Origin of the sequence: Geobacillus sp. B4113_201601, from assembly GCF_001587475.1 — a bacterium.
Classification (GTDB): Bacteria; Bacillota; Bacilli; order Bacillales; family Anoxybacillaceae; genus Geobacillus; species Geobacillus icigianus.
This window is the reverse complement of the sequence record NZ_LQYX01000100.1, coordinates 15,887-28,163: the sequence shown is the minus strand read 5'-3', so window position 1 is coordinate 28,163 and position 12,277 is coordinate 15,887. Positions and strand designations below refer to the sequence as shown.

Sequence of the window (12,277 nt, the reverse complement as noted above, 5' to 3'; positions counted from 1 at the left end):
TGTCGAAAAATATTTTTTGGACACCCCTGAGGGGCCGAAAAGCCTTGATAAATCAACATTTCTAGAGGGAGGAACAAATAAAAAACAATCTCCCCCGCGCGATCGCGAACGGCTTTTACCATCGTTTGCCTCACGCATGGCGATCCTTGCTTTCGCCGCCAACACACCCTCCCTCTCCACTCCCCCCTTTCTTCATTCTCGGCCTTGACCACCTCATAAAACCACGCATCATAATAGCCGGCATACAGCATGTGCAACGGCTGGCCGATAATTTCCACCCCATGGCCGGTCATTTTGGTGAACGCCGGGTTGACAAGCCGGACGGTAAATTGTCCATCGGTCACGAGCATCGCCTGCTCGATGGCTTCATACACGTGTTCAGCCAGCTGGCGCTCGTCCTCATTCCGTTTCGCTTCCGTAATCTCCACGACAACGCCGCTGACCAGCTTGACCCCCTTCGTGCGCGCCAACACGGGGACCGTTTGTTCAGCCACCCAGCGCACCGAGCCGTCCCGTTGGTTGATGATGCGGTACGTTTGAGCGTTCTCCCCCATCTGCGAAAGAAGCCGCCATTTGTCTTTCGCCTTGATTCGGTCGTCCGGATGGGCCACTTTCTCCCAGATGTCCCGATCGTTATAAAACGCTTCCGGCGGCAGTCCATAGAGCCGCTCACATGAGGCTGAAATAAACAAAAGCTGCTTCTTTTCCGGAGCGGCCAGCCAATACACATAATCCCGCGGTCCAAAGAGCACATTCATTTTTTCTAGATTGGCGAGCAGCTCACGCCACGCCAAACTGTCATTCCATTGCACACTTTCCCAAAACCCATCCACCATAGAACGTCATTCTCCGACGAAATAATCAAGCGCTTCCTTCTCTGTGGCAAATAGTTTGATAAACGAAGAAAATTTAACAATATGGAAAATCTCAGCAAGCGACCCTTTGACACCGGCAATCACCAGTTCCTTCTGACAAGCTCTGGCCGTCATCACGCTGTCAGCGATCGCACCGAGCCCGGCGCTGTTAATGTAGTTGACTTTCTCCATGTTGACAACGAGATAGTCGGCCTGTTCATTCAACAAGGTTTCAAGCGCTTGGCGGAACGATTCAACATTGTTTAGTGTAATATCCTCCGTCCATGTCAGCGTGCAAATTGCTCCTTGTTTCGTCTCCATCCTGCTTCCTCCAATGGCCACTCATTTTTTTTTGCATTTGCACATACAAAACAAAACGTTGTTCCCTTCCTGCTTTACGTACACATCGTCAACAATATGGGCGATCAGCTGTAGCCCTCTGCCACGCGGCCCTGTGTTGACAGTGTCATGATTCGTGATGGAAAAGCATCCTCCTTGTTGTTTGACCACAATCATTAACTGTCCCTCATCGATTTTCCAAAACACCCTAAACGGAAGTTTCTGGACCTTTTGACAGTATTCATAGGCGTTCATGCACGCCTCCTCCGTCGCTAAACGGAGAAAAAGGCAATCATAAGGCAAAAATCCCATCCGCTCGGCCAGCTCTTCTGTCACTTCCATCGCTTTTAAAATATCAGCCGGCTTCATGATCGTCATCGTTCGGATCATGATCGTATGTTTCATTGACATTCCCCTATCTTTATGCACTTTGTACGTGCAGCCATGGCAATATGCACTTCCCTCACTATACAGCACGGCATACTTTGGGGAAATAGATTCAAAGGGTCATTTGATTTCCTTACTCTTTCCTCTAGATACTAGAATAGTTCCTGTTTACTATACTCACATTATAATACAAAATGGGTCTCGTTCCAATTTCCTACATGATAAAAAAGGACATCATGGCATCGTCTGCCCAATGATGTCCCCCTAACGGCGCCGTCGGTGGTTTAATTGGTACACTAGAGCGATCAGCTGCGACCGATCATTGACGCCAATTTTCTGGAAAATGTTCGTAATATGGTTTTTAACAGTATGGACGCTAATAAATAGCCGTTCAGAAATTTCGCGGTTGCTGCATCCTTGAATGAGGAGCTCAAGCACATCCATCTCCCGCGCGGTCAACTGTTCGGACAACATATCAATATCGATGATTCCTTCGTCATCTTGGTAAACGGCGCCTTGCATCATTAACGCTCCGATGGCGGCCAGCGCCGCTATGTAGACTTCGGCTTCTTTCGCCTCGGCCGGCTGTCTGATATGAACAGCGAGCACGCCATAATGACGGTCGCGGACAAAAAACGGCACTTCCATCACGGTCTTGTCCCCGATCGGAACGAGGGTCGGCGCTTGATTTTTCGCTTTCTCACCGCGTCCGTAGCGCCGGCGCACCTCCTCCCGGTAGCCGGATGCCGCCGAAGCCGTAAGCGCCCCTTCATGAATCACCGTCGTCCTATCGTCACAACACCAGACGGCACAAACAAACTCACCATACGCAAGGTCAACCGCGAATTCGACCATCATCCGCACGATTTCTTCCTCATTTTGCACTACGCGCATCGCTCGGCCAATTTCCATTAACATCGACAGCCGCATCAAATGGCGGTCAGTTTTCGCGCTCGCTTCCGCACATCTCGTCAGCAGCAGCCAATGTTGGACGAGCATATGGCCAAGCGGCAACAATTCCTCCGCGGGCGAAAGAGCCGTCTCACTAGCGACAACGGCCCATCCTTCCAGCGTCTGTTCATACACCGCCGGATAAGCGATCAGCATCTTGGGGCGAATGTCATGGCGGACGAAAAAAGAAAAGCGCGGATCAAGGGCGGCTTCTTGGAAATAAATAGGGTGAAATGGCTCATCCCAAGCCACCAATGGCGGAAACAGCGGATCAATGGTCCTTCCTTTTAATCGTTCAGCCTTCTCCCCGTTGGCTGCCACCACGACGCATGCCTGCGGACGCCTTTCAATATATAGCGCGACATCGAGCCGCGGATCCAACTCTTGCAGGCGCGCCAACAGCCGACCGGCATCATACGCAAGAGGATGGTCGGCCAACGCCGCCTCCAGAGGTTTCCCATACGCGTGATACCGCTGTTTGCAGCGCTCGCCGCGGATCAGTTCTCCACATATGGCCGCCATTCGCTCAATGTCCCGAAGCTTCGCCTCCACCGCACCGGCAGGCAGAACGGCCGCTTGGGCAATCACTGCCGCCCATTTGTCATCAACCATCGATTGCTCGCGAACGAGCCACTTCGTTTCCTCTTCGATCAACACCCCAGACCAAACCCAATACTCCGCCTTGCCCTCGACAAAGATAGGAGCGAGGATGCTTTTCATCCCTAGGCAACCGACCGGCGCCAAAATCGGCCGCTGCCAACTTTCAATCGATAATTCCCGCGGACAAAAAAACGTCGTCCCCTCCTTTTGGGCGACAAATAAAACGAGCTCGGCCAGCTCGGTCAAGTTGGACACTTTTGTGACAGGATTGCCGTCATCGTCAACGATGATCATGCTCAGTTGGGTCAAGGCCGCATACGCATCTTGGACATATTGCAACAGTTCACGAATCGCCACGCCTTCAACTCTCCTACACCACTTTTTTATTCTTCAATATATTATGGACAAACCATTTGCAAGAAATCAAGCCCAAGGATTGATCGGAGCGACAAAAACAAACCGGCGCCGTGCCCGCAGAAACCGGGCGGCCAGCGCCGGAACAACTATTCCCCCTTCAGACGGAAGGACGCGTGAGCGGCTTCAAACCTTCTTCTAAATAAAAACACCCTTAGCACCCCAAAAATTTACCAATCCACCCGCAATCCAAACGGCCGCAAACTATTGGCAAGTTCACACTTGATCTCGGCCAATGCCTCCTTCGTCTTCGCCTCGGCGCGCAAGACAAGGATGGGCTGCGTGTTTGATGGCCGCACCAATCCCCAGCCTTCCGGAAACTGGATGCGAGCGCCATCCACATCCACAACCGGATAGCGGCCAGCGAATCGCTGTTTCACCGCGGCAATGGCATCTGTTTTCTTCTCTTCTGGGCAAGCCACGCGCGTCTCCGGCGTCGCCACGTACCGCGGCACATCAGCAAACCACTCAGACAGCGGACGTTCGTCATTCGACAACAAGCGAAGCAGCCGCCCGGCGGCGTACAAAGCGTCGTCATAGCCGTAAAACTCATCATTAAAGAACAAATGGCCAGACATTTCGCCAGCAAACGGGATGTCTGGACGGCGACGCAGCGTCGCCTTCACATGCGAGTGGCCCGTCCGATGGAAGAACGGCTTTCCGCCGAGCCGCTCAATTTCCTCCACGAGCGCTTGGGAACATTTCACTTCAACCGGCGCCGCCGCTCCCGGATGGCGCTTGAGAATCTCGCGCCAGAACAGCACCATCAGCTGATCGCCCCAGCGAATGGTTCCTGTTTCATCAACGACTCCGATTCGGTCGCCATCGCCATCAAAGGCGATGCCGAGATCCGCGTTCTCTTTGCGCACCGTTTCAATCAAATCCGTCAAGTTTTCCGGTACGACCGGATCCGGATGATGGTTCGGGAACGTCGGATCGGATTCGCAGTAAAGCGGGATGACATCGCATCCCCACTCTTTGAGCACTTGCGGCGCAATGATCGACGGAGTGCCATTGCCGCAGTCAACGACCACCTTCAACTTGCGGGGGCCAAGCTGAATCTTCTCTTTGAGCATGCTAGCATACGCCGGAACAAGATCGAACGTCTCCTCGCGCCCGCGCGCCGCTAGTTGCGGCTGTTCTTGACTGAGCCGCTCCATCGCTTGGCGGAGCGCCTGAATACGTTCGCCGTAAATCGTCGTTTTTCCCATGGCGATTTTAAATCCATTCTCATCGCCCGGGTTATGGCTGGCGGTGACGATCATGCCGCAGGGGATGTTCGTGTAATATAAGCTGTAGTAAAACATCGGTGTCGTCGAAAGCCCGATATCGACAACATCGCAGCCGCCATCGAGCAGCCCGTCTTTAAGCGCTCGATGCAGCCTAGGGGATGACAGACGGTTGTCATGGGCAGCAACCGCCTTTTTCTCCCCTTCCTTTTGCATCATATCGGCAAAAGCCCGTCCGAGCCAATACGCGAACGACTCATCGAGCTCCTCGCCGGCTCGTCCGCGAATATCGTACTCTTTAAACACGTGCGCCGGCCATGCGAACGGTTTTGTAGTGAACGAGTTCATCAACAGCCACCTCCACGGAAATGGATTGTGCGATCGCTGCGGTCAACAAGTACGATAGTGTGGACTCCGCCCCCCGATTCGGGTTCGGACCGTTCGGACCAAGCCCGTCACAACAGCTGCCGTCGCTCGGATCGGCCAGCGGCGCCTTGCCATCGTTTTCCCCGTAAAACCAGGCAAGGCAGCGGCAGACGACGCTGCGATACTGCTCGTCGTCCGTTGCCCAATACGCTTCGCGCGCCGCCAAAGCGAGCTTCATCACATCAAGCGGCTGCTGGTCCCAATCGGCGCGATAACGGCGATTGCACCAACCGCGGTTGCCGATCGGCCGGATGACCCCTCCCGGTCCGCTCATGTTGTCAATAAGGAAAGCAAGACTTTTTTCCGCCACTTCCCGTACCTCATGGCGCGGCGCGCGCCGATACGCCGTCCAAAGCGCCCACGGCAGCACCCCGTTGGCGTACGTCAGCTCCGATTCATACCATCGCCAGCGGGCATCAGCGTTGCTTGCGTACGCTGATAGGAGCCGCTCTTCGAATCGTGCCGCCAACGCGGCCGCTTCCTGCTCATCGACGCCTGGAGGGCGGCCTTCCGTCAGCAACACCCCGCAAGCCGCCAACCCCCAAGCCGAGCCTCGCAACGACCGAAGCTCCCATGCCGCCGGTATAGCTCGCCGCAACATCTCAGCCGCCGCCTCGCGCCGCGCCGGATCACGAAGGCGGACGTACGCCATGGCCGCCGCCCAAAACGAGCGACCAAAGCAGTCATCCGATGGGGTTTCTTCCTCCTTTGTCCGATCAAAGAAAAAGTTGTTATGGAACGTGCCATCCTCATTTTGCGCCCAAAGCAAAAACGCCAAATAGCGATCAAGCAGGCGATAGAGCCGCTCGTTTGTTTTTGTGTCTTGACACAGGGCGAGCCATTCCAAACACACCCATATCGCCCGAGCATTGTCATCGGTCGAATACCCTTCGCGGCGGCGAGGAATGCGGCCTAAGCTGTGCTCGAGCAACCCGGTGTCGTCAGTCATGCGCTCGAGATGATCGAACTTAATGACTGACGATGCCAACGGTCTTCACCTCCCCACGTTTCGCGGCGCACATGCGCGCAAACAAGGCGACATGCTGTTCGCCGACGCGCGGCCAATGCGTGTTTGCCCCGATTTGGCGCATCTTTTCCTCCCAGCGCTTTAACGCCGCCTCGTCGGCCAACAGCTGCCCGAGCCGCTCTTCCCAGACAGTTGTATCGCCATATGGCAACAACAGCTCTTCACAACCTTGCAACAAATCGCGCGCATGCTCATACGGCGTCGAAACGACCGGACGACCGACGCCGACCGCATAGGCAAGCGTGCCGCTTGTAATTTGTTGCATGCCCGGGTACGGGGTGACGTATAGATCGCATGCCGTCAAATAATCAATCAATTCCGCTTCGCTGAAATACCGATCTTCCATACGGACGTGGCGCTCAAGCCCCAAACGGTGAATGAGCGATTTCAACTCCTCGCGATAGGCTTCTCCTTCCCTCTTTTTCACTTCGGGGTGCGTCTGTCCAGCGATGACATACAGCGCTTCCGGCACCTTGCGAACAACGCCCGGCAATGCGGCCAAGACCGACTCAATGCCTTTGCCGCGGCTGAGCAAGCCAAACGTCAGCATCACTTTGCGGCCACTGAATCCGAGGCGACGGCGCAGCGAATCGCGGTCCTCACTGCTTGGACCCGGAGCGCCGTGCGGAATGTAGACGATTTTCTCCTTTGGCAGACCGAACGCCTTCACTAAGTAGGGGATCGCCTGCCGGTTCATGACGATGATCGCATCGCTTGCTGTCGCGATTTTCTCTTGAATCGGGCGATACGGCGGCTCAGGCTCGGCAAACACCGTATGAAACGTCGTTACGAGCGGCTTATGGAGCGCGGCGATGAAATCAAGAATGTATTCGCCCGCCTCGCCGCCGAAAATACCGAACTCATGCTGCAATAAAACGACGTCGCTGTCGCTTTCATTCACTCGTTTGGCCATCTCGGCATACGCCGCGCGGTTTTGCGCCGGAAGCGGCCAATACATTGGGTGGTGGCGATAGGCGTCATCGCCATCGCTTTCGTTGTACAACACGATGATGCGGTCACCGTCGGACGGACCGCGGACGCCATCAATACTTTGGCGCAAATGTTCCGTAAACGTCGCCAGCCCGCACCGCCGCGGCGGGTACGTGCTGACATAGGCGATTTGAATCATGCTTGCACCGCCTCCTTGAACTGATTAATAATCGAATCTTCAAACACTTCGCCCGCCGGCGTCACCGTCCGATAGCCGAAAATGCTGTTTTGCAAACGGCTGCGGTCACGAATGACAGAGCGGTCCCAAACGATCGTTTGCGCGCAATGGACGCGGGCGCCAATTTGACAACGATCGCCGATGACCGCATTCGGGCCAATGACGGCCTGCGGACCGATTTTCACGTGATCACCGATGAGCACAGGCGGCACAAACAAGACACCAGCCCCAATCTCCACGTTTTCCCCAACAAACACGCCCGGTTGAATTTCACGTCCTTTGAGCGGAATCGGAAATTCCCGGCTCAACGCATCCCAATGCACTTGGCGATAGCGGGCCGGCGTCCCCATATCGCGCCAGTATCCGTTGCTGACGATGCCGTATACACCGACATTCTTCTCGATCAGCAGCGGGAACGTTTCCCGCTCGATCGACACTTCCCGCTCAGCCGGGATATAGCGCATTACGTCCGGCTCGAAAATATACATGCCGGCGTTGATCCGGTTCGATGGGGCTTCCTCACGGCGCGGCTTTTCGACAAAGCGTAAAATTTGCCCGCGATCGTTCTGTTCGACTACCCCATAGGAAGAAGGATCGTCTACTTCCGTTAAGACAATCGTCGCCAAACCGCCATGTTGACGATGGAAATCAAGCAACGGGATCAATTGCGGCAAATGCACGATATCGGCGTTAAACACAAGAAACCGTTCCTTCAGCCAACGTTCGGCGTTTTTGATCGCTCCAGCCGTTCCGAGCGGGAACGGTTCAAGCGCGTATGTAATCTTCACATTCCAGCGCTTCCCATCTTCGAAATAGCGACGGATCACGTCTGAACAATGATGTGCGGCGATGACAAATTCGTTGACTCCTTGGTCGCGAAGATGAACGATGAGGTGTTCAAGCCATGGCCGGTTCGCAATTGGGGCCATCGGTTTGGGGATGTTTTCCGTCAATGGACGAAGACGTGTACCTAATCCTCCTGCCAGCAACAATGCTTTCATTGTCGTCATCCCTCCAATACTATTTTTTTCACAAAAATAGACACGCTTTTGACGGATGAACGAGAAAATGAAAGTTGTTCATAGATTGCTAGCACTCGGCTGTGATGGTTGCTAATAATAATATACATAATATTCCTCCTTCGATGCAAGCGAAATGATTGTCGAATGACGTCGATGAAGAATGGACGCTTATAAGTTTAGAAGCTTTCATTTTCTCGTTCTTCTTTTTCTTTGCGGTATAATGAGTATCGTTAATGCTATATATATGTGAGGGAGGAGGAGAATACGCCATGATTTCATCTTTCCGTTACCATGTTGGCATTGTCGGTGCCGGCGCATTCGCTGAGTTTCTCGCCGGCGCGCTCGCTTCGCTTCCTTCCTTTCATCTTTTCGCCGTCGCTGGGCGGACGGACGCCAAGCGCCAGCGCGTGATCGCCGCCTATCGCCGCCGTCAGCCGCAGGCGGGCGATGTGCGCGAATACCGCGAGGCAGAAGAATTGATCGTTGACCCACACGTTGATATCGTCATTCTCACCACCCCACCGCATTTGCACGCGCCGCTGGCCAAGCGGGCGCTTGAGGAAGGAAAACATGTGTTGCTTGAAAAGCCAGGCGGCCTCACCGCCGAGGCGCTGCGGGCAAACAGCCAGCTCGCCGCCCGCCAAAACCGGGCGTTGGCCGTCAATCTCGTTCTTCGCTACCACCCGCTCAGTGAAACTGTCAAGCAACTCATCCACCGCGCGCTTCTCGGAGCGGTGGACTACGCAAGCCTTCACAACGCCGCCCATCGCGTCGCCGAAGGCCATTGGTTTTGGGACGAACGGCGAAGCGGAGGCATCCTGATCGAGCACGGCGTTCACTTTTTTGAAGTTGGACGTGACTGGTTCGGCGAAGCAGCTGAAGCGCGAGGGTTCGCCTTAACGGATTCGGACGGCACACGGCCGCGCGTCGGTGCCACGATCATTCATGAAGGCAACGGACGACGCCTCCCCGTCCATTATTACCACGGCTTTACGATGGACCCAGCCGCTCCGGAGTCGACGCATTGGGACGTTCATACGACGCGCGGACGCATCACGCTTGACGGCTGGATCCCAATGCAGCTATCCGTCTCCGGCCTCGTCTCAACCGATGAGGCGGCGCATATGGACGCTTTGCTCGATGCCATTCCGAAACAACCGTCCTCCCGCGCCATCGAACAAATCAGGCAAGCGGCCGACCGCCTGTTGCCGTCGGTTCCACGGTCAGACGCCCCACGCATCCCGTACGAACGCACCGTGGTGCTCTCGGACCGCCACGGGTGGTACGAAGCGATCGCCCAAGCGCGCTTTCTTGACTTTTGCCGCTTGATCGAAAATCCGAATGAGCGCGGTCTTGTCACGCTGCAGGACGCCATTGCCGACCTCGCCCTAGCCGAAGCGTGCACCGCCGCAGAAACATCATCGTCTGCCCGCTAAGCAGCACAAAACAAGCCTGTTGGGGCTGCAAAGCAACCGCCAACAGGCTTTTTCGTTTGAAACACCGCTTTGTTTTCCAAAACAGTGGAGCTCCTTCAAACATGACGAATGCGTCATCGCCTCGCCGCTGGCCAACTTGACTAAAGAGCTATACGGGTTTGCCAAACCATACGGTCGGGGGACAAGAAGACGCTTTCTGCTGTTGTGAAGCTTTAAATCAAACCGTTTTCCTTGCTGCAATCTAAACAGGACAAGAAGACGCTTTCCGCTGTTGTGAAGCCAAACGGAACAGTGCCGTTCCCTCTTTTTTTGAAAGGACGAAACTTTTTCACTGGACGCTCCGTATTCTCAACTGAAATCGATGACAAGGAGGCGAACTCATTGTTCAAAAAACTGTTAAGTTCCATCGGCATCGGATCTGCCACGGTCGACACGAAGCTTGCCAAAGCGCAATACGCTCAAGGGGAAACAGTCGAAGGCGTCGTCGAAATTCGCGGCGGCAGCGTGGAGCAGCACATTGATAAAATTGATCTAGCGTTAGTGACGACGTATATTCGCGAAGTCGACGATCACAAATTCGAAGAAAAAGCTGTGCTCGCCCGACACAAAGTGTCTGACTCGTTGACAATTGGACCGAACGAAACAAAAACGATCCCGTTCCGATTCACCTTGCCCTATGACACACCGGTGACGCTCGGCTCTTCCAAAGTGTGGCTGCAAACCGGCTTGGATATTCAAATGGCACTGGATCCGCAAGACCGGGACTACCTCACCATCGAACCGCATCCGCTCGTCACAGCGTTTCTTGAAGCCGCCCGTCAGCTTGGATTCCGCCTCCACCATGTGCAGTGCGAACAAGCGCCGCGCCATTGGCAGCGGCGGCTGCCGTTTGTCCAAGAGTTCGAGTTTCGCCCGGCAAGCGGAGCGTTTCGGGGCCGCCTTGACGAATTGGAAGCCATCTTCTTTGTGTCCGAGCACGGAGTGGAAACCATTTTGGAAATCGACCGCAAAGCGCGCGGATTCGCCGGATTGCTCGCCGAGGCGCTCGATATGGACGAAACGCTCGTCCGCTTCACCTACGGGCCGAACGATCTCGCCTCGCTGCCGCAATTGCTGGCCAATGCCATTCATCGATATAGCTGAACCACAAGGAGGGTGTCCCACAAGGATCGGGACGCCCTCCTTCATCATACGAACCATCCGTTTTTGCCGCACTATATGTTGTGCTCAACTGAAAGACAGACAGCCTTTTGGTTCAGCTCCCGATGAATGAAGCAGTTCAGCAAAATTCGATTCCCTCCGGCCAAAGGAACAAGTCTTTCCTTACGATGACTTCACCAGCAACGCACAACACTCGACATGCGCGGTATGCGGGAATAAATCGACCGGCTGGACGATTTTCAATGTATAACCAAATGGAACCAATTCGGCCATATCTGCTGCCAACGTTTCTGGGTTGCACGAGACGTAAACGACCCGCTCCGGCTGCGCCCGGCCGATTTTGCGCATCACCTTCCCGCCTGCCCCTGAACGCGGAGGATCCAAAAGCAACAGCTCCGGCCGTCCGAACTGTTCGAGCACCTCATCGATGCCGCGCCGGGCGTCCCGCGCCAAAAAGTACGTGTTGTCGATGCCGTTGTCTTTCGCATTGCGTTTCGCCGATTCGATTGATGTTTCCACAATTTCAATGCCGGCTAACGCCTTGACCCGCTTGGCAAACGGCAAAGAAAACGTGCCAACCCCGCAAAAGAGGTCGATCATTTTTTCGTGCGGCTGCGGATTTCCCATCTCCAACGCCTGCTCGACCAATTTGGCCGCTTGCACCGGGTTTGTTTGGAAAAACGTGTCAAACCACAGACGGTAGCGAAACCCGCACAACTCGTCATAAATGAAATCACGGCCAGCCAACACATGGGTTTGTTCGGCCTGAGTGCGGTCGGCCCACGCCCGGTTTTCCAGCCAAAGCAAGCTTTTCACTTCCGGGAGCGCCTTCGTGATCCGCTCCGTCAAATCGGCTGCCGCTTCTTGTAGATCCCCTTCCGGTGCCTCGGTCGCGAAAAGCGCCACCATGACTTCCCCGGTCGCAAACGACTCGCGCACCATGAGATGGCGAAGCAGCCCTTCATGCGTATCCTTATGATACCCAGGCAGACGATGGTCGCGCGCCCAACGCGCCACCTCCATGGCCGCTTTGACGATCTTCTCGCCGGCAATGAGGCATGTCTCCAACGAAATGACTTGCCGGAAGTTCCCGTGCTCATGCAGTCCAAGCAACCCTTCCGGAGAAAACGTAAACTCCATTTTATTGCGGTAATGCCACGGATGTTCCATTCCGATCGTCCCGCGGACAACGTTCGGGTCAAATCCGTGCTGCTCCAAAAGCGCCTTCACATGCTCCGTTTTATGGCGCAGCTGCCCTTCATA

The 12,277-nt window shown here is 54.9% G+C and carries 11 protein-coding genes; 2 read left to right on the top strand and 9 right to left on the bottom strand.

What is annotated here, in order from left to right; genetic code table 11:
* The 8 genes from B4113_RS14595 to B4113_RS14560 form a co-directional block, all read right to left on the bottom strand.
* A partial coding sequence (locus B4113_RS14595) for a PAS domain-containing protein (protein WP_153017165.1) occupies positions 1 to 836 on the bottom strand: 836 nt, incomplete at its 3' end.
* A gap of 6 nt (positions 837 to 842) precedes the next feature.
* Entirely contained in the window at positions 843 to 1,175 is a 333-nt protein-coding gene (locus tag B4113_RS14590) for an STAS domain-containing protein (protein ID WP_033018122.1), read from the bottom strand.
* A 21-nt stretch (positions 1,176 to 1,196) separates the two neighbouring features.
* Positions 1,197 to 1,598: an ATP-binding protein gene (locus B4113_RS14585; RefSeq protein WP_033844643.1), complete on the bottom strand. Its 402-nt coding sequence runs from the start codon at positions 1,596 to 1,598 to the stop codon at positions 1,197 to 1,199.
* Positions 1,599 to 1,844: 246 nt separating this feature from the next.
* Entirely contained in the window at positions 1,845 to 3,488 is a 1,644-nt protein-coding gene (locus tag B4113_RS21070; protein WP_033844644.1) for a helix-turn-helix transcriptional regulator, read from the bottom strand.
* Between the two features lie 227 nt (positions 3,489 to 3,715).
* A complete protein-coding gene (locus tag B4113_RS14575; protein WP_033844646.1) occupies positions 3,716 to 5,122 on the bottom strand; it encodes a phosphomannomutase/phosphoglucomutase in 1,407 nt (468 codons plus the stop codon).
* Positions 5,073 to 6,188 (bottom strand): hypothetical protein, encoded by a 1,116-nt coding sequence (locus B4113_RS14570; RefSeq protein WP_033844647.1) that lies wholly within the window; start codon positions 6,186 to 6,188, stop codon positions 5,073 to 5,075. The genes B4113_RS14575 and B4113_RS14570 overlap by 50 nt, the downstream gene beginning before the upstream one ends.
* Complete coding sequence (locus B4113_RS14565; protein ID WP_033844650.1) at positions 6,169 to 7,356, bottom strand: glycosyltransferase family 4 protein; 1,188 nt, start codon at positions 7,354 to 7,356, stop codon at positions 6,169 to 6,171. Before B4113_RS14565 ends, B4113_RS14570 begins: the two co-directional genes overlap by 20 nt.
* Positions 7,353 to 8,396 carry an NDP-sugar synthase gene (locus B4113_RS14560; protein ID WP_033844651.1) on the bottom strand — a complete coding sequence of 348 codons (1,044 nt, stop codon included), beginning with the start codon at positions 8,394 to 8,396 and terminating at the stop codon, positions 7,353 to 7,355. The genes B4113_RS14565 and B4113_RS14560 overlap by 4 nt, the downstream gene beginning before the upstream one ends.
* 290 nt (positions 8,397 to 8,686) lie before the next feature.
* Here B4113_RS14560 and B4113_RS14555 point away from each other — a divergent pair, with 290 nt between their 5' ends.
* The gene (locus B4113_RS14555; protein ID WP_033844652.1) at positions 8,687 to 9,853 is read left to right on the top strand and encodes a Gfo/Idh/MocA family protein; all 1,167 of its coding nucleotides are present in this window, start codon (positions 8,687 to 8,689) and stop codon (positions 9,851 to 9,853) included.
* Between the two features lie 381 nt (positions 9,854 to 10,234).
* On the top strand, positions 10,235 to 10,996 hold the full coding sequence (locus B4113_RS14550; protein ID WP_033844653.1) for a sporulation protein: 762 nt from the start codon (positions 10,235 to 10,237) through the stop codon (positions 10,994 to 10,996).
* 180 nt (positions 10,997 to 11,176) lie between these two features.
* Here B4113_RS14550 and rlmD read toward each other — a convergent pair.
* The coding region (rlmD, locus tag B4113_RS14545; protein WP_235598020.1) for a 23S rRNA (uracil(1939)-C(5))-methyltransferase RlmD at positions 11,177 to 12,277 on the bottom strand (1,101 nt) is incomplete at its 5' end.